Source organism: Novosphingobium sp. P6W, assembly GCF_000876675.2.
Taxonomy (GTDB): Bacteria; Pseudomonadota; Alphaproteobacteria; order Sphingomonadales; family Sphingomonadaceae; genus Novosphingobium.
This window is the reverse complement of record NZ_CP030352.1, coordinates 189,070-206,694: the sequence shown is the minus strand read 5'-3', so window position 1 is coordinate 206,694 and position 17,625 is coordinate 189,070. Positions and strand designations below refer to the sequence as shown.

Genomic DNA, 17,625 nt, shown 5'->3' with positions numbered 1-17,625 from the left:
AGAGAGGTAAAATAATACCTCTAGCTTGTTCGCATCAGATGCGACGCCCCAGAGCATGTGCGCCCCACACCGTCGCAGCGACGAGCAGCGCGCCGCACAGCTGATGCGCCACCGCCAGCCATAGCGTTACGCCGGACCATACGGTGAAGATGCCCAGCAGCACCTGCGTGCCGAAGGCCGCGTGCACGGCAACAGAGACGAGCCGTTCGTGCCGGGCCTTCAGCTTGCGGCCCATCACGATCAGCACCGCCACCACGGCCCATGCCCACCAGCGATGGACGAAATGGGTGAGGTAAGGGTCGTTCACCAGTGCATGGAGCGCGCCCTTGGCCCATTCAACGCCTTCGGGAAAGAACGTGCCCTGCATCAGCGGCCAGGCGTCCCAGCTAAACCAGCCGCCGCCCGCCACCACCCCGGCGCGCAGGCCCGCCACCATCGCGCCCATGAACAGCTGGATCGCCAGCATGCCCAGCGCGATCAAGCCGACCCGGGTCAGCCGCGCGCGCGGTTCGCCGCGCTCCATCGCCTTGAGGTCCAGCGCGGTCCACACAAGGCCGCCTAGAGTGAACAACGCGACCAGCAGGTGCGCGGCGAGGCGGAAATGGCTCACCCGGTCCAGCGCCTCGGCGCTGAGGCCCGAGGACACCATCCACCAGCCGACGACGCCCTGCAGCGCGCCCAGCGCCAGCAGTGCCAGCAGGCGAGGCTTGTAGCCGCCGGGGATCGTCCGCTTGTACCAGAACCACGCCAGCGGCACCGCGAAGGCCAGGCCGATCACGCGGCCAAGCAGGCGGTGCAGCCATTCCCAGAAGTAGATGAACTTGTACTGCGCCAGCGTCATCCCGGCCGGGCCGTTGACGTCCAGGTATTGCGGGATGCGCTTGTAGCCGGCGAACTCGGCCTGCCACTGTGCGTCGGTGATCGGGGGAATGGCGCCGGTCAGCGGCTTCCACTGGGTGATCGACAGGCCCGATTCGGTCAGGCGGGTAATCCCGCCCACGGCGACGATCAGCACCACCAGTACCGCGACGGTCAGTAGCCAGCGCACCATCGGCGCGATGTCGTCCATGGTCCCGATGATCGGGCGGCCGTCGTTCACTCTCATCCGTGATCTTCTTTTGTCATGAGCGTGTTCCCTGCGTTTTCGCGGCGAATTGCGCAAGACCCACGTCGACCGGACGTGGCCGGATGCGGTTAGGGCTTGATAGATGTTACAACATTACATAAATGAGCGCCTATGCGTACTGCCATCATCGCGATTCGAAGCCGTCTGGACCGTGCCGGGATCATCCTGAGCGGGCTATGTGCGGTCCATTGCGTGCTGGGTGTCGTTCTGGTCGGGTTTCTCGGACTGGGCGGCGAAGTGCTGCTCTCGCCGGAAATCCACCGCATCGGGCTGGGTCTGGCGCTGGTGGTGGGGCTCGTCTCGCTGGGCTTCGGCGTTGCCAGGCACGGCCGCATCGCACCGCTGCTGATCGGCGGTCTGGGGCTTGCCCTGATGGGTGCGGCGATCCTTGTCGGCCACGGGTTTCCCGAGGCGGTGCTGACGATCCTGGGCGTCAGCCTTGTCGCCTTCGCGCACATTCGGAACTTGCACGGCGCCTGCTGAACGCTATCTGCGCTGCATGGCTGACGAACTCCTGCTCACCGTAAACGGGGAACCGCGCCGCGTTGCGCCCGGCTCCAGCATCGCCGATCTCGTGACCGGCCTCGGGCTTGATCCGGCGAAAGTCGCGGTCGAACGCAATGCCGAGATCGCCCCGCGCTCTACACTGGCTGACGTGATCCTGGCCGACGGCGACGTGCTGGAGATCGTCCATTTCGTAGGCGGTGGCTGAACGCCGCGCCTTTCGCTCCCCTGTTTTACCGCTCCCCCGAAAGGACGCGCTTCGTGACCGATTCTGCTGCTGAAGCCTTGGCCCCCGACACCTGGACGGTTGCGGGCCGTACTTTTACCTCGCGCCTGATCGTAGGCACCGGCAAGTACAAGGATTTCGCGCAGAACGCCGCCGCCGTAGCGGCATCGGGCGCCGAGATCGTCACCGTGGCGGTCCGGCGCGTCAACGTGTCGGACCCCAAGGCGCCGATGCTGACCGACTTCATCGACCCGAAGAAGATCACCTACCTGCCCAATACCGCCGGTTGCTTCACCGCAGACGACGCCATCCGCACTTTGCGCCTGGCGCGCGAGGCGGGCGGCTGGGATCTGGTGAAGCTGGAGGTGCTGGGCGAGGCGCGCACCCTCTACCCCGACATGCGCGAGACGCTGAAGGCCACCGAAATCCTCGCCAAGGAGGGCTTCGCGCCGATGGTCTACTGCGTGGACGATCCGATCGCAGCAAAGCAGCTGGAAGAGTGCGGCGCCGTTGCGGTGATGCCGCTGGGCGCGCCGATCGGCTCGGGCCTGGGTATCCAGAACAAGGTCACCATCCGCCTCATCGTCGAGGGCGCGAAAGTGCCGGTGCTGGTCGATGCCGGAGTCGGTACGGCCTCGGAAGCCGCCGTGGCGATGGAACTGGGCTGCGACGGCGTGCTGATGAACACTGCCATCGCCGAGGCGCGCGATCCCATCCGCATGGCCCGCGCGATGAAGCTGGCTGTCGCCGCCGGACGCGATGCCTATCTTGCCGGACGCATGCAGATCCGCCGTTATGCAGACCCTTCGAGCCCGCTCGCAGGCCTGATCTGACGCCCCCTTACGCCCCGCCTCGTGACGGCAATTCACGCGTTGCCATCCCGCTAGGGGATTCCCCGTAAACAATCGTTTGCATAGTAAACGGCTTGGTAACTGCAATCGTGGTTTACTTCGATTCGTGAAGGGAGCACCCTTTGCGAAACAGGAACTACGACAATGGCCTATACGGGAACGGCTACTCTGACGATCGGCGAACTCCGCGAGTTTGCGAGCTTCACGTCGTGCGAACAGCGCTACATCCGCCGCAGCCTGGATATCGGGCTTGGCCGGCAGGATGCCTTTAAGATCTGGGCGCGCGACGCGGATGAAATGGCTTCGATTCGAAATCAGTATGCCGCCTATCAGGACCTGAAGCGCCTGCGCACCATGCGCCCTGACGACATCGCCTTCAAAGATATCGAAGTGTTCATGGGCAAGCTCGTCCGCATCGCCGTCTTCGACCTCGCACAGGACAAGATCGAGAGCTTTTCCGCCTTCCGCTTCTTGTATGAGCGCTTGCTGGGCGCATGGGCGAGGCCGTGGCTTCCCGGCGCCTTCTGCGGCGCAGCCGCGCTGCCGCAGATCCGCCCGGACAAGCGCAAGACCTTGCTCCATTCGATCAGCGAAGCCGCCGCCACCGCGCCCGGCTGGTCCGACCGCGAACCCAGCTTCTACCCCGAGTTCATCGAGAAGGAAGCCGCCTGAGCCCTTGCGCTCAGGCCGCGATCGACGCTCCCGCCTTCGCACCCTCGCGCGCTTTGTCGACGAGGGTGTGGACGTAGTCCAGCTTGGCGACGATCGCATCGGAGAGGTGGAAAGGGTACAGGTCAGGCAGCCCCATCGAGCGGTTGATCGCATTCACCGCGAACGACAGCGGCCCCATCGCATCGACCAGCGCCCGCGTGTCGGCGATGTAGGGGTTGAAGTCCAGTTCGACCTCCAGTCCTTCCGCCTCGCCCGGCAAGGCCGCCAGCGACAGGTCGAAACCGCCGGCCGCCGCCAGAACGTCGACGATGTGCAGGTAGTGCGCAAAAGTCTCGGCGAAGTCCTCCCACGGATGTGAAGTCGCGTAGAAACTGACGTAGGCGTCGGTCCAGACCTTGCCGCCATCGTCGGCATAATGCGCCTGCAGGCTTTGCTGGTAATCGATCCGCTCATCGCCGAAGACATTGCGGAACGCCTCGCATTCGGCCGCATCCGGTGCGACCAGCCGCGACCAGTAGTGGTGTCCTACCTCGTGGCGGAAATGGCCCAGCAGGGTGCGATACGGCTCACCCATGGCGTGGCGCATGCGTTCGCGCTCGGCATCGTCCGCCTCGATCAGGTTGAGCGTGATGAGGCCGCCGTCGTGGCCGGTGGTGATCCGGGGCGTACCAGCCTTCTCGGCCGCCGCGTCGTAGAGGAAATCGAAGGCAAGGCCCTGCCCGCCCGGCCCTGCTTCGGCTCTGGTTTCCAGCGGCAGGCCCAGCTTCAGCAGCGAGTGGAACAGGCGCCGCTTGGCCGCCTCGATCTTGGCCCAGCGCGGCGGCACCGAAGGTTCGGACAAGTCTGGGATCGTGCGGTTGTGGCGGCAGGCCCGGCACATCGGCGTGGCATCGCCCGTCTCCACCAGCCAGTTGCAGATTCGGTACGCATTGTTGTTGGCGCAGACTACGACATCGGCCGTCCCGCCCTTGCTGTCGCGCCAGACGGTGGCCTTGTCCGCCAAGAAGCGGAACGCGTCGACCGCAGGATCATAACCGAGAGTCGCCTTGCAGCCGGGGCATACCCGGACCTCGAAATGGTTGAGGCGGCGGCAGTTGGGACAGGCGAAAGCGCGCATTTATGGGGATTTCCCGTATCAGTATTCGAGTGGACTTGCGGCAGACAACGCCGAAACTCCGAAAGCGTTTCGTAACGCCGAATGAAAAAAGCGCGTCCGGGGTGAAGACCAGCGCCTGGCCGGTGAAGATCAGCGATGATGGCCAAAGGGCTTCCACTTTGTGTCGATAGATTGCCTTTCATGCACAAAGTCGCAATCAGGCCCGGGCAGGACTGGCCCTGCGGCGGATCACACCTATAGTCAATCGATGACCCAGCCCCCCGAGACCATCGACCGGCCCCTACCGGATCCCACGCCGGCACCGACCGCGAGCTTCCCGACCTTCGGCCTTGCGCTGTGGTCTATCGCCATACCGCTGCTGGCACTGGCCGCGCTGGCGCTGGGAAAACCGGCAGGTGTCAGCATGGTGGTGGTTCTGGCGCTGGTGCTCTGCGCAGCGATCATCTCGGCGGTCTACCATGCAGAGGTCCTTGCCCATTACCTTGGTGAACCGTTCGGCACCCTGCTCCTCGCTTTTGCGGTGACCGTGATCGAAACCTCGCTGATCGTCTCGATCATGCTGAGCGAGGGCAACGGCACACAGGCGCTGGCGCGCGATACCCTGATCGCGGCGATCATGATCACTATCAACGGCATCGTCGGTATCTGCCTGCTGGCTGGCGGCGGGCGGCACCACGAACAAAGCTATACCCAGAGCGGGGTCACTCACGGGCTGTCGATGCTGGCGACGCTTTCGGTCGCGACGCTGGTGCTGCCCAACTTCACCATCACCCAGAGCGGGGCGTTCTACTCCGGCTTGCAGCTGGGCTTCGTCGCGGTGATATCGCTCATCATCTACGGCACTTTCGTGGTTGCCCAGACGGTGCGCCACAAGGACCATTTCCTCCACCCCGAGGAAGCGGACCACGCCCATGAAGCGCCCGTGCCCAAGGCGCGGGCGGCGGCCTCGGCGGTGCTGCTGGGCTTCGCCCTCATTGCAGTGGTACTGCTGGCCAAGATGCTTTCGCCGTCGATCGAGGCAGGCGTCGCAGCGGTAGGCGCGCCCCAGGCGATGGTCGGCATCATCATCGCCGCGCTGGTCCTCGCGCCCGAGGGCTTCGCCGCAGTGCGCGCGGCGCGTGCCAACCGGGTGCAGACCAGCCTAAACCTCGCAATCGGCTCGGCGCTGGCGACGATCGGCCTGACCATCCCGGCCGTCGCCGTCACTTCGCTGACGATGGGGCTGGACCTTGAACTCGGCCTCTCGATGCGCGGCGTGGTGCTGCTGGCGCTGACCCTGCTGGTCGCCTCGATGACGCTGGGGACCGGCCGGACCACGGTGGTCCAGGGCACGATCCACCTGGTCATCTTTGCGACTTACCTGTTCACGACACTGGTGCCGTGAACAGGTAAGCACTCTTACTTGTAGAGCCCGTCCAGCCGCGTGCCGTAGCGTTCCTTCACCTTGTGGCGGCGGATCTTGAGGCTGGGCGTCATCTCCTCGTTCTCGATCGAGAACGGCTCGTCCGCGAAAGCGAACTGGCGCACCTTCTCGATCACCGAAAGGTCGTTGTTCACCCGGTCGATCGCGGTGCGGATCGCCGCGCGGAACGATGGCATGGTCTGCAACCTGCGGAAATCGAAGCCTTCGCCGTTGGTTCGCGCCCATTCCAGCGCCCAGTCGGCATCCGGCACGACCAGTCCGACGATGTAGGGCCGCCGATCACCCGAAACCATTGCCTGGGCAATCTCCGGCTGCAGGGTGAGCATCGATTCGACCTTCTGGGGCGAAACATTGTCGCCCTTGTCGTTGACGATCATGTCCTTCTTGCGGTCGGTGATGGCGATACGGCCCTTGTCGTCGAAATGGCCGATGTCGCCGGTGTGCAGCCACCCATCCTTGAGCACGTTGATGCTGGCTGCCTCGTTCTGCCAGTAGCCGGCCATCACCACCTCGCCGCGCACGAGAATCTCTCCGTCGGCGGCGATGCGCACCTCGACGCCGCGCAGGGGCGGGCCGACAGTGTCGAACTTGACGCCCGCCGCCGGGCGGTTGCAACTGATGATCGGCCCCGCCTCGGTCTGGCCATAGCCCTGGAGCAAGGTGAGCCCCATGGCATCGAAGAACACGCCGATCTCGGGGTTGAGCGGAGCGCCGCCTGAAACCAGCGCCTTCATCCGCCCGCCGAAACGGGCGCGGACCTTGGGGCGAAGGGTGCGCTCGATCACCATGTCGAGCGGATAGTCGGTGAGGCGGCGCTTCCCGGCCTGGCTTCGCTGCGCGCCTGCCACAGCCCAGTCCATCAGCCGGTTCGCAGTCGCGCCCTGCTTTTCGATCTGGCGCATGATGCGCGTGCGCAGCACCTCGAACAGGCGCGGCACGACGACCATCACGGTCGGGCGCACTTCCTCGATATTGGCGGCCAGCTTGTCCAGCCCTTCGGAATAGTAGATTTCGCCGCCCAGGCCGATCGGCAGGAGCTGCCCGCCGGTATGCTCATAAGCATGGCTTAGCGGCAGGAACGAGAGGAATATCTCGCGCTTTTCAGGGCCCTGATCCCATCCGAAGTCCTGATCGATGATCTGCGCCGCGCCGGCGACGTTGGACAGCAGCATCCCGTGGTGCTGGCGCACACCGCGCGGGGCGCCGCCGGTGCCGCTGGTGTAGATGATGCAGGCCAGGTCATCGCGCCCGACGCTGGCCATGCGCGCATCGACGTCGGCGCGTGCGGCGGCAGCGTCGCCTTGCAGCAATTCGTCCCACAACTGCGTCTCGTAGGCCCCGCCCTGCATCGGCACGAGCGGCTCCATGCCGATGACGTGGCGGCACATGTCGGTCTGAACGATCGCGGGCAGCAGGGTCCGGCCCAGCTTGGCGGTGGAGACGATCGCCGCGCGGGCACCCGAATTTTCCAGGATATGGATGTGATCGCGCGTGGTGTTGGTGGTGTAGGTCGGCACCGTCACGCAGCCCGCCGCCATGATCGCGAGGTCCGCGATGCACCATTCAGGCCGGTTTTCGGACACGATCACCACCCGCTCACCCGGCCTGAGGCCAAGCCGGCGCAGCGAAGCGGCCAGCATGCACACGCGGCGCGCGGCCTCGGCCCAGCTGATCGCGGTCCACTGCCCGCCCTGCTTGGCCCTCAGCATCGGCGCATCGCCCAGCGCATCGGCGCGGGACAGGAAGAGCGACACGATGTTCGCGCTCCTGTCGAAGTCGGCAATTTCCATGGCGGCCCCTAAATCCTCTCAGCGTTCCGAGTTTGTGCAACGTCTAGGGGGCTGCGCAGGTTGCGACAACCGCCTAGGCGCCCGCGCTCTATTGAGAGACTGCGACACCTTCGCTACGCGGATCACCCGCACCCACGAGGCGGCCATCCACCACCGCGACCGCATTGGTCTTCAGAGGCATCTCCAGCGCCTTCACCGAACCATGACCGAGCGCGGTGAGCTGCGGGATCATCGCCTCAAGCCGCGATCCCTTCTCGACGTTGATGGTATCGGTGGGCGCAAACAGGACCGGCAGCGCCAGCGCCTTGTCGACGGGCAGCTTCCAGTCGAGCACGCCGATCAGCGCACGGATCACCTGGACCGGGATCGTCGCCCCGCCCGCCGCGCCGACGACCAGCAGCAGCTTGCCGTCAGGCCCGTAGACCAGCGTGGGCGCCATCGAACTGCGCGGCCGCTTGCCGCCCTCGACCCGGTTGGCAACCTTGGCGCCGTCCTTCTCGGGGACGAAGCTGAAGTCGGTCAGTTCGTTGTTGAGGTAGAAGCCGCCGACCATGATCCCGGAACCGAAGGCGCTCTCCACCGTCGAGGTCCAGGAGGCGGCATTGCCCTGCCGGTCGATGACGACGAAGTGCGAGGTGCCGTGCTCCTCATAGCCCTTACCCAGCGCCAGATGCGGCGCGGGCAGGCCTGCGGTGACCTTGGCCATCGTCCTGTCCGCCGCGATCAGGGCGCCGCGCTGGTGGAGATAGGCGGGGTCCAGCAGTTCCTTGACCGGCACCGACACGAAATCCGGGTCTGCAAGGAACAGCTCGCGGTCGGCATAGGCGAGGCGCTGCGATTCGGCGATCAGGTGCCAGGCGACCGGCGAATCCGGGCCGAGCGCGGCCAGATCGAAGTCTTCCAGCTGCACCAGCGTCGCCAGCACCGTGGTTGCGCCGGAGGACGGCGGGCCCATGCTGCAGATCTTGTAGATGCGGTACTTCGCGCAGACGCCGGGGCGCTCTTTCGCAGTGAAGGCGGCGATGTCGGCCACGGTCATCTTGCCGTCGGACGGAGTTTCTGCGGCAACCTTCACGGCGATCTCACGGGCCAGTTCGCCCTTGTAGAAGCCCGCAGGCCCCTTCGCGGCAAGCATCTCCAGCGTACTGGCGAGCGCGGGGTTGCGGATCGTGGTGCCCTGCGGCAGCGGCTTGCCGTCCACGCCGTAGAAGATCGCGCGGGCCTGCGGATCGTGCGCGCCGGTGTCAGCCGAACGGGCGAGCGAGGTGTAGCCGCGCGGCGACAGCACAAAACCTTCGCGGGCAAGGTGGATGGCAGGCTGGAACAGCTGCGCCCAGGGCAGCCTGCCATGCGCGGCATGGGCCTTGGCAGCGATGGCGATGTTGCCCGGAATGCCGACGCTGCGCCCGCCGATCACCGCAACACGGAACGGCAGCGGCTGGCCCGAGGCATCGAGGAAACGCGAAGGCGTGGCGGCCTTGGGCGCCGTTTCGCGCCCGTCCCACGATTCGACATGGCCCTGCTCGTCGGCCAGCAGCAGGAAACCGCCGCCGCCAATTCCTGAGCTTTGCGGCTCGACCACATTCAGCGCCAGCATCGTTGCAATCGCCGCATCGGTGGCGGTGCCGCCCTGCCGCAGGATCTCAGCCCCCGCATCGGCGGCGCGCCGATCAGCAGCGCTGACCATGCCCGCGTCGAAAACCGTAGGTTCGGTCGCGGTCGAAATGGGTGCAGGCGCGGTGGCCGTAGTAGCGGCGCAGCCGCCCAGGGTAAGCGCAATCGGGGCGAAAGGAGCAAGCAGCCCCAGGGTCAGGCTTCTGGACATTGCGAGAATGCCTATTCGCTTCCCACCGCCTCTGCAATCGACGCGAAGCCATCGCGCTTCATCAATTCGATCAGACCCTTGCATATTTTGCGCGCGATCGTTGGTCCTTCGTAGACCATCGCGCTGTAAAGCTGGACAAGGCTGGCCCCGGCCCGGATGCGCGCCCAGGCATCTTCGGCATTGGCAATGCCTCCCACACCGACCAGCGGCACCGCGCCGCCGGTAGCCTTGCGAAAATCGCGCAGGCGCTGCTGGGCAAGATCGCGTAGCGGCGCGCCGGACAGGCCGCCGGATTCGCCCTTGTGCACCGAAGCCAGGGCGGGGCGTGAAATCGTCGTGTTGGATACGATCAGTGCGCCAAGGCGCTTGTCGATGGCGATGCGGGCGATGGCGTCGATGTCGGCGGGTTCCAGGTCTGGTGCCACTTTGAGGAACACCGGCGGGCGCTTGCCCTCGGGGCAAGCCGCGTCGCGCGCCTCGATCACTGCATCGAGCAGGCCGGTCAGCGCCGATTCGTCCTGAAGGGCACGCAGGCCCGGCGTGTTCGGGCTGGAGATGTTGACCGCAAGATAGCCCGCGATTGGCGCCATCAGCTTCGCCATGATCGCGTAGTCGGCCACGCGGTCGGTCGAATCCTTGTTCGCGCCAATGTTGATGCCCACCACGCCGGGCTTGCCTGCGCGCGCTTCAAGGCGGTCCACCGCGACTTGCGCGCCGCTGTTGTTGAAGCCCATGCGGTTGATGACCGCGCGGTCCTCCACCAGCCGGAACAGGCGCGGGCGGGGGTTTCCCGCCTGCGGCAGCGGGGTGATCGAGCCGACCTCGGCAGAGCCGAAGCCCATGCCGATGAGCGCATCGGGCACTTCGCCGTCCTTGTCGAACCCGGCCGCCATGCCGACCGGGTTAGGAAAAGCGATTCCCGCCACCACGCTCGCCAGCGACGGCGGGTAGGCAGGTGCGCGCGCGGGGGCGGCAAGCCTGAGCGCGGAAAGCGCAAGGCCATGCGCCTTCTCGGCATCGATTCGGAAAAGGGCGGGCTTTATGAGGGAGTACAGCACGGCTGTCGCATAACGGGACACGAGGTGTTGCTCAAACGCTTCTTCTCATTGCGGTTGCGAGATGAAAACGTCCCTTAGCCTTTCCCAAGGGCTAACCGTGTCGCGTTTATACAATAAATCCCCCGGGCCGGGGCATACATGAACCGTGCGACCCGAAGGGCTCGTCGCGGGATGCGCTCGAGTTCTTTATTACCTTGATGGCGGTTTCCGGCTTCGGCCGGGAACCGCCTTTTTTCTGCGAGTCGCACAGGCATGATAGCGGGCGCGATTTTTGCCGGGATGGATTTTCCATGGTTTGCGAGTCGGTTGAGGCGCGCTAAAGGGCGCCCCCATGCCCGCAATTCCTGTGCGAAACGCCCATTGAAACCGGAGCCGTGCTGCACTAGGTGAAATCGGAATAATTTGATCCGATTTAGTCACAGGTTCGGAAACCCACCGTTATGCGCCTGTCCAGCATGGCCGATTATGCGGTCATCATCATGTCCGCCGCAGCGCGGCATTGCGGTACCTGCTCATTGATAGAGCAGGCCGGCGGGAAACGCGCGCGCATATCGGCCGCCCAGTTGGCGGAGGAAACCGGCCTGCCGGTGCCGACCGTGCAGAAGCTGGTCAGCAAGCTGACCGCTGCCGGCCTGATGCGCTCGTCGCGGGGCGTGGGCGGCGGCCTGAAGCTGGCGCGGCCACCAGCGGCGATTTCGCTTGCCGACATCGTCGAGGCGGTAGAAGGGCCCATCGCGCTCACCGCCTGCCTCGACCGGGTCAAGAGCGACTGCACGCTGGAAGCAGATTGTAACGTGAAGGGCCACTGGCCGCAGGTAAATGCCGCCGTTCGCGGCGCGCTTGCCCAGGTCGTGCTGACCCAGCTCGTCGAGGAAGTTTGAGATGACCGAGGAAAACATCCGCATGGCCGAGCGTGAGGCCCCCCTTCGTGACCAGGCCGCGCACGATGCCGCTGCCCGCGCGGCCGAGTACGAGCACGGCTGGTCTTCCGATATCGAGCAGGAATACGGCCCCAAGGGCCTGTCCGAAGACACCGTCCGCTATATCTCGGCCAAGAAGGACGAGCCGCAGTGGATGCTCGATTGGCGCCTGAAGGCTTATGCCCGCTGGCTGGAGATGACCCCGCCGGACTGGGCGAAGCTGAACGTGCCGCCGATCGATTACCAGGAATCCTATTATTGGGCCGCGCCCAAGAAGAAGGACTCGCTGGCCAGCCTGGACGAGGTCGATCCCGAAATCCTGCGCGTCTACGAAAAGCTCGGCATTCCGCTGGAGGAGCAGAAAGTGCTCGCCGGTGTCGAGGGTGCACGCAAGGTCGCCGTGGACGCGGTGTTCGATTCGGTTTCGGTCGCCACCACCTTCCGCAAGGAGCTGGAGCAGGCCGGCGTCATCTTCCGCTCGATCTCCGAGGCAATTCGCGAATTTCCCGATCTGGTGAAGAAGTGGCTCGGCAAGATCGTGCCGATGAACGACAACTACTTCGCCACGCTGAACTGCGCTGTCTTTTCGGACGGCACCTTCGTTTACATCCCTGAAGGCGTGCGCTGCCCGATGGAACTGAGCACCTATTTCCGCATCAATGCGGAGAACACCGGCCAGTTCGAGCGGACCTTGATCATCGCCGAGAAGGGCAGCTACGTCTCCTACCTCGAGGGCTGCACCGCCCCGATGCGCGACGAGAACCAGCTCCACGCCGCCGTGGTCGAACTGGTCGCGCTGGAAGATGCCGAGATCAAGTATTCCACCGTCCAGAACTGGTATCCCGGCAATGCCGAGGGCAAGGGCGGCATCTACAACTTCGTCACCAAGCGCGGCCTGTGCCAGGGCGCGCGCAGCAAGATCAGCTGGACGCAGGTTGAAACCGGCTCCGCGATCACCTGGAAGTACCCCTCCTGCGTCCTCAACGGCGAGGATTCGGTGGGTGAGTTCTATTCGGTAGCGGTGACGAACAACTACCAGCAGGCCGATACCGGCACCAAGATGATCCACAACGGCAAAGGCAGCCGCTCGACGATCATCTCGAAGGGTATCTCGGCCGGCAAGTCGAACAACACCTACCGCGGCCTCGTGCGCGTGGCGCCGGGCGCCGAGGGCGTGCGCAACTTCACCCAGTGCGATTCGCTGCTGCTGGGCAAGGAATGCGGCGCCCACACCGTGCCCTACATCGAGGTGCGCAATCCCAGCGCCCAGATCGAGCACGAGGCGACCACCAGCAAGATCAGTGACGACCAGCTGTTCTACGCCCTGCAGCGCGGCCTCGACACCGAGAGCGCCGTGGCGCTGATCGTCAACGGATTCGCCAAGGAAGTGCTGCAGCAGCTGCCGATGGAGTTCGCTGTCGAAGCGCAGAAGCTGCTGGGAATTTCGCTTGAGGGAAGCGTGGGTTGAAGCAAGGCGGCCCCACCCCCTCCTGCCGTGACGATGACTTAAAGACCAAAGGACAAAATCCATGACCGCCGCCCGCAAGACCCTGGGCATCAGCCGCAACGAGAGCGGCCCCAAGGGCGACGTAAAGGCCAATTTCGCCGTGACCGGCGCCCGTCTCGAAACGCTCAAGGAGCGTGCGAAAGACCAGCGCCGCAACCCCACCGACGCGCAGAAGGCGCTGTGGGCGGAGCTGTCCGGCTCGAAGCAGGCCGGCGTGAAGTTCATTCGCCAGTCGATCGTCGGCTCGGCTATCGTCGACTTCGCCTGCCCCTCGCGCTGGATCGTGATCCAGTTGAGCGCCGAGGATTCCAACCCCGACGTCAACGAGTTGCAGGACCGCAAGCTGATCGAGGTCGGCATCCGCGTGCTGCGTTTCTCGGAAGAGGAGGTGGTGGAAAACGTCGCCGCCGTCCTGCGCGAGATCAACAGCGAACTCGCCGTGCCGTTCGACAAGCGCAATGCGCGCAAGAAGGTAGCCTCGCGCTCCACCACGACGTTCATGAGCGACGAGGTATAATCATGCTCGAAATCAACAATCTTCAGGCCACCGTCGCCGACAAGCCGATCCTCAAGGGTCTCTCGCTCACCATCAATGCGGGCGAGATCCACGCGATCATGGGCCCCAACGGCGCCGGCAAGTCGACGCTGGGCTACACCCTCGGCGGCCGTCCGGGTTATGAAGTGACCGGCGGCAGCGCCACCTTCAATGGTCAGGACCTGTTCGAGCTGGCCCCGAATGAGCGCGCCGCCGCCGGCCTGTTCCTGGGCTTCCAGTATCCGGTCGAGATTCCCGGCGTCTCCTTCGTTCAGTTCCTGCGCGAATCGGCCAACGCCCAGCGCAAGAGCCGCGGCGAGGCCCCGCTTTCGGGCGGCGAATTCCTCAAGCTGGCGCGCGAGAAGGCGGGCCTGCTGCGCATGGACATGGACATGCTCAAGCGCCCGGTGAACGTCGGGTTCTCCGGCGGCGAAAAGAAGCGCGCCGAGATGGTCCAGATGGGCATCCTCGACCCGAAGCTGGCGATCCTGGACGAGACGGACTCCGGCCTCGACATCGACGCCCTGCGCGTCTGCGGTGAAGGCATCAACGCCATCATGCGCAAGAGCGACAAGGCCGTGCTGCTCATCACCCACTACCAGCGCCTGCTGGATTACGTGAAGCCGGACTTCGTGCACGTTCTGGCGGCGGGCCGCATCGTCAAGTCGGGCGGCGCCGACCTCGCCCTGCGCCTTGAGGAAGAGGGCTACGAAGCGGTGGTCCAAGAGACCGCAGCATGAACGTCGAGATGACCCTGCCCAGCCGCAAGGACGAAGACTTCCGCTACTCGGACATCGAGGCGCTGCGCTCCGTCTGGCCGATCGTGACCGAGGAGATCGAGGTCGCGGCCGATGCTGAAGGCACGCTGGAAATCGTCGAGACCGGCGCCGGTGCAGTGGCGCGCCATGTAGCGATCACGCTGGGCAAGGGTGCGAAGTTTGACCTGCGCGTGCTTACCGCCGGGCCGGCCTATGGCCGCATCGCCGTCGACGTGAAGCTGGGCGAGAACGCCGACTTCACGCTGGGCGCGGCGCAGTTGGCGACGGGTAGCGAAACGCTGGAAGTCGTCACCGAAGTCACCCACGCGGGGTTGAACGCGACGTCCGCGCAGATCATCCGCACCGTCCTGGCGGGCGCTTCCGTCGGCACGTACCTGGGCCGTATCGCGGTGGAGCGCGGGGCCGACGGCACCGACGCCGAACAGTCGGTGCGCGCCATGCTGCTGGAACGCACCGCCACCGCCAATGCCCGCCCGGAACTGGAAATCTACGCCGACGACGTCAAGGCCGCACATGGCTGCGCGGTGGGCGAACTCGATGCGCAGGGTCTGTTCTACCTGATGTCGCGCGGGCTCACCCCGCCGCAGGCCAAGCGCCTGATGCTTCAGGCCTTCATCGCCGAAGCCTTTACCGGCGCCCCCGGCGAAGAGGCTCTGAGCGAGGCGGCACTGGCCCGGCTGGAGGCCATCCTGTGACCACCGATACCCTCGTCATCAAGGACCAGTTCCCGGGCCTCATCTCCAAGAACGGGGCTGGCGACTGGCACTACCTGGACACCGCCGCCACCGCGCAGAAGCCCCTCGCCGTGATCGACGCCACCGTGCGCGCGATGGGCGACGACTATGCGACGGTGCACCGCGGCGTTTATGCCCGCTCGGCCGATATGACGCTGGCGTTCGAGGCGGCTCGCCGCCGCGTCGCCGCCTTCATGAACGCGCGCGAGGACGAGATCGTCTACACGCGCGGCGCCACCGAATCGATCAACCTCGTTGCCCAGACCTGGGGCGCGGCGAAACTCAAGGCCGGCGACCGCATCCTGCTTTCGGTGCTGGAGCATCACTCCAACATCGTGCCCTGGCAGATGCTGCGGGACAGGACCGGCGTCGAGATCGACGTCTGCCCGCTGACGGACGACGGCCAGATCGACCTCGAAGCCGCCGAACGCATCCTGACCCCGGCCCACAAGCTGGTCGCTTTCGCGCATGTCTCCAACGTGCTCGGCTCGGTGCTCCACGTGGAACATGCGGCCAGGCTGGCCCATGCGGTGGGCGCGAAGCTGCTGATCGACGGCTGCCAGGCCGCCCCGCGCCTTACCCTCGACATGGCGGCTTTCGGCTGCGACTTCTATGCCTTCTCGGCGCACAAGCTCTACGGTCCCACCGGGATCGGTGTGCTGTGGGCCCGTAAGGAGATCCTCGACGACATGCAGCCCTGGCAGGGCGGCGGCGCGATGATCGACCGCGTAACCTTCGAGAAGACGACCTACGCCCCTGCCCCACAGCGCTTCGAAGCGGGCACGCCCAACATCATCGAGGCGCTGGGCATGGCGGCGGCGATGGACTGGCTTTCGGACATCGGCCTGGACCGCGCCGAACGCCATGAGCGCGACCTTGCCTCCCTGCTGCGCACCGAATTGCGCAAGCGCAACGACGTGACCCTGTTTGGCCCGGAAAATGGCCTTGGCATCGTCAGTTTTGCGCTGGACGGGGTGCATCCGCACGACCTCGGCACCATATTGGACGAGGAAGGCGTGGCGATCCGCGCCGGACACCACTGCGCACAGCCGCTGATGGAGCATCTGGGCGTGCCGGCAACGGCACGGGCCAGCTTCGGCCTCTACAGCGACGAAGGCGATATCGAGGCGCTCCTGAAGGGAATCGAGCGCACACGGAGAATTTTCGGATGAGTGACGACACCCCCTCCTTCCGCGTCGAGGAAATCGATGCCGCGCCGCTCCCGCCGCGCGCCCGCGTCGAGGACATCGAGGCGCCTGCTGAAAGCACTGGCGAAAAGCTGGAGCGCAAGCGTGACTATCTTGACGGTTTTCTGGCCGAAAAGCCGCTGGCGGCGGACCCTGCCGGTCCCGGCGGCGCGATCTACGAAGGCGTGATCTTTGCGCTCAAGGAAATTTTCGACCCGGAGATTCCGGTCAACATCTACGACCTGGGCCTGATCTACGGCGTCGACGTTTCGCCCGAGGCTTCGGTCACGGTGCAGATGACGCTGACCACGCCCAATTGCCCGGTCGCCGAATCGATGCCCGGCGAAGTGGAAATGCGCGTTGCGGCAGTGCCCGGCGTGCGCGACTGCGAAGTGAACCTCGTCTGGGATCCGCCATGGGACATGGCCAAGATGACCGACGAGGCCAAGCTGGAACTGGGAATGCTGTGACCGGCCTGCTCGCCCCTACTGTGACCGTGCGGCCGGTATCTGTTCGGTTGGCCGATTACGCCGATGCGGCTGATGCCGCGCGCGTGGTCGCGCTGCTGGACAGCTATGCGCGCGATCCGATGGGCGGCGGGCAAGGGCTTGCGGACGAAGTGCGTGAAAGGCTGGTTTCCGGCCTTGCTTCGCATCCCGGCGCATTTTCGCTACTCGCCTTCGCGGGTGAGGAAGCGGTGGGGCTGGCCAACTGCATCACCGGCTTCTCGACTTTCGCAGCACGCCCGCTCGTGAACATTCACGACATGGCGGTACTGCCCGGCCAGCGCGGCCTAGGCATCGGCCGGGCGCTGATGCTGGCGGTCGAGGCCGAGGCGAAAGCGCGCGGGGCCTGCAAGATCACCCTCGAAGTGCTGAGCGGCAACGATGCCGCAAAGGGGCTTTACGTCGCCCTTGGCTATGGAGACTATGCGCTAGACCCGCAGGCCGGGACCGCGCTGTTCTGGGAAAAGAAACTATGACCACGACAACCGCACGGGTGCGCCCCGCCGCCGTAATCCTGACGGCCAACGCCGAGGCCCGCATCACCAAGCTCATGGGCGAGGCGCCTGAAGGTTCGATCGGCGTCAAGCTGTCGACCCCGCGCCGGGGCTGTTCGGGCCTTGCCTACTCGGTCGACTATGTGAGCGAAGAGGCAAAGTTCGACGAGAAGATCGTGACGCCCGGCGGCACGTTCTACATCGACAGCGCCTCGGTCCTGTACCTGATCGGCAGCGTGATGGATTGGAAGGAAGACGACTTCACCGCCGGTTTCGTCTTCGACAACCCTAACGCCAAGGGCGCCTGCGGCTGCGGCGAAAGCTTCACGGTCTGATATTTACATCGTCCCGGATCACGTCCGGGACGATGG

General features: G+C 65.3%; 19 protein-coding genes. 14 read left to right on the top strand and 5 right to left on the bottom strand.

Annotated features, from left to right (window positions below; all coding sequences use genetic code 11):
• Positions 1-34: 34 nt before the first annotated feature.
• Entirely contained in the window at positions 35-1,105 is a 1,071-nt protein-coding gene (locus tag TQ38_RS01060; RefSeq protein WP_113941869.1) for a COX15/CtaA family protein, read from the bottom strand.
• Positions 1,106-1,237: 132 nt separating this feature from the next.
• Between TQ38_RS01060 and TQ38_RS01055 the strand changes: the two genes are divergently transcribed.
• The 4 genes from TQ38_RS01055 (at position 1,238) to TQ38_RS01040 (ending at position 3,379) form a co-directional block, all read left to right on the top strand.
• Positions 1,238-1,609 (top strand): MerC domain-containing protein, encoded by a 372-nt coding sequence (locus tag TQ38_RS01055; RefSeq protein ID WP_043974068.1) that lies wholly within the window; start codon positions 1,238-1,240, stop codon positions 1,607-1,609.
• 16 nt (positions 1,610-1,625) lie between these two features.
• The gene (thiS, locus tag TQ38_RS31415) at positions 1,626-1,838 is read left to right on the top strand and encodes a sulfur carrier protein ThiS (RefSeq protein WP_043974070.1); all 213 of its coding nucleotides are present in this window, start codon (positions 1,626-1,628) and stop codon (positions 1,836-1,838) included.
• A gap of 53 nt (positions 1,839-1,891) precedes the next feature.
• Entirely contained in the window at positions 1,892-2,689 is a 798-nt protein-coding gene (locus TQ38_RS01045; protein ID WP_043974072.1) for a thiazole synthase, read from the top strand.
• A gap of 162 nt (positions 2,690-2,851) precedes the next feature.
• On the top strand, positions 2,852-3,379 hold the full coding sequence (locus TQ38_RS01040; RefSeq protein WP_043974074.1) for a hypothetical protein: 528 nt from the start codon (positions 2,852-2,854) through the stop codon (positions 3,377-3,379).
• Between the two features lie 10 nt (positions 3,380-3,389).
• Here TQ38_RS01040 and TQ38_RS01035 read toward each other — a convergent pair whose 3' ends face one another.
• Positions 3,390-4,496: a putative zinc-binding metallopeptidase gene (locus tag TQ38_RS01035; RefSeq protein ID WP_043974075.1), complete on the bottom strand. Its 1,107-nt coding sequence runs from the start codon at positions 4,494-4,496 to the stop codon at positions 3,390-3,392.
• Between the two features lie 247 nt (positions 4,497-4,743).
• Between TQ38_RS01035 and TQ38_RS01030 the strand changes: the two genes are divergently transcribed.
• Positions 4,744-5,880, top strand: a complete 1,137-nt coding sequence (locus tag TQ38_RS01030; protein WP_082057620.1) for a calcium:proton antiporter — start codon at positions 4,744-4,746, stop codon at positions 5,878-5,880.
• A 14-nt stretch (positions 5,881-5,894) separates the two neighbouring features.
• Here the strand turns inward: TQ38_RS01030 and TQ38_RS01025 are convergent, their stop codons facing one another.
• From TQ38_RS01025 to TQ38_RS01015, 3 genes are all read right to left on the bottom strand, one after another.
• Positions 5,895-7,709, bottom strand: coding sequence for a long-chain fatty acid--CoA ligase (locus TQ38_RS01025; protein WP_043974077.1), 1,815 nt, complete (start codon positions 7,707-7,709; stop codon positions 5,895-5,897).
• A gap of 88 nt (positions 7,710-7,797) precedes the next feature.
• Positions 7,798-9,534 (bottom strand): gamma-glutamyltransferase, encoded by a 1,737-nt coding sequence (ggt, locus tag TQ38_RS01020; RefSeq protein WP_043974079.1) that lies wholly within the window; start codon positions 9,532-9,534, stop codon positions 7,798-7,800.
• An 11-nt stretch (positions 9,535-9,545) separates the two neighbouring features.
• On the bottom strand, positions 9,546-10,592 hold the full coding sequence (locus TQ38_RS01015) for a quinone-dependent dihydroorotate dehydrogenase (protein WP_043974561.1): 1,047 nt from the start codon (positions 10,590-10,592) through the stop codon (positions 9,546-9,548).
• Between the two features lie 440 nt (positions 10,593-11,032).
• On the opposite strand from TQ38_RS01015, the gene TQ38_RS01010 reads away from it, so the two are divergent.
• The 9 genes from TQ38_RS01010 to TQ38_RS00970 all read left to right on the top strand — a co-directional run bounded on the left by TQ38_RS01010 (position 11,033) and on the right by TQ38_RS00970 (position 17,589).
• On the top strand, positions 11,033-11,473 hold the full coding sequence (locus tag TQ38_RS01010) for an SUF system Fe-S cluster assembly regulator (RefSeq protein WP_043974081.1): 441 nt from the start codon (positions 11,033-11,035) through the stop codon (positions 11,471-11,473).
• Position 11,474: 1 nt separating this feature from the next.
• On the top strand, positions 11,475-12,980 hold the full coding sequence (sufB, locus tag TQ38_RS01005; protein ID WP_043974084.1) for a Fe-S cluster assembly protein SufB: 1,506 nt from the start codon (positions 11,475-11,477) through the stop codon (positions 12,978-12,980).
• A 61-nt stretch (positions 12,981-13,041) separates the two neighbouring features.
• The gene (locus TQ38_RS01000) at positions 13,042-13,536 is read left to right on the top strand and encodes an endonuclease domain-containing protein (RefSeq protein ID WP_043974086.1); all 495 of its coding nucleotides are present in this window, start codon (positions 13,042-13,044) and stop codon (positions 13,534-13,536) included.
• A gap of 2 nt (positions 13,537-13,538) precedes the next feature.
• The gene (sufC, locus tag TQ38_RS00995; RefSeq protein ID WP_043974089.1) at positions 13,539-14,294 is read left to right on the top strand and encodes a Fe-S cluster assembly ATPase SufC; all 756 of its coding nucleotides are present in this window, start codon (positions 13,539-13,541) and stop codon (positions 14,292-14,294) included.
• A complete protein-coding gene (locus TQ38_RS00990) occupies positions 14,291-15,028 on the top strand; it encodes a SufD family Fe-S cluster assembly protein (protein ID WP_043974092.1) in 738 nt (245 codons plus the stop codon). Before sufC ends, TQ38_RS00990 begins: the two co-directional genes overlap by 4 nt.
• Entirely contained in the window at positions 15,025-16,239 is a 1,215-nt protein-coding gene (locus tag TQ38_RS00985; protein WP_043974095.1) for an aminotransferase class V-fold PLP-dependent enzyme, read from the top strand. The genes TQ38_RS00990 and TQ38_RS00985 overlap by 4 nt, the downstream gene beginning before the upstream one ends.
• On the top strand, positions 16,236-16,724 hold the full coding sequence (locus tag TQ38_RS00980; RefSeq protein ID WP_043974098.1) for an SUF system Fe-S cluster assembly protein: 489 nt from the start codon (positions 16,236-16,238) through the stop codon (positions 16,722-16,724). The genes TQ38_RS00985 and TQ38_RS00980 overlap by 4 nt, the downstream gene beginning before the upstream one ends.
• The gene (locus TQ38_RS00975; protein WP_043974101.1) at positions 16,721-17,236 is read left to right on the top strand and encodes a GNAT family N-acetyltransferase; all 516 of its coding nucleotides are present in this window, start codon (positions 16,721-16,723) and stop codon (positions 17,234-17,236) included. Before TQ38_RS00980 ends, TQ38_RS00975 begins: the two co-directional genes overlap by 4 nt.
• Positions 17,233-17,589: an iron-sulfur cluster assembly accessory protein gene (locus tag TQ38_RS00970; protein WP_043974103.1), complete on the top strand. Its 357-nt coding sequence runs from the start codon at positions 17,233-17,235 to the stop codon at positions 17,587-17,589. Before TQ38_RS00975 ends, TQ38_RS00970 begins: the two co-directional genes overlap by 4 nt.
• Positions 17,590-17,625: the final 36 nt, after the last annotated feature.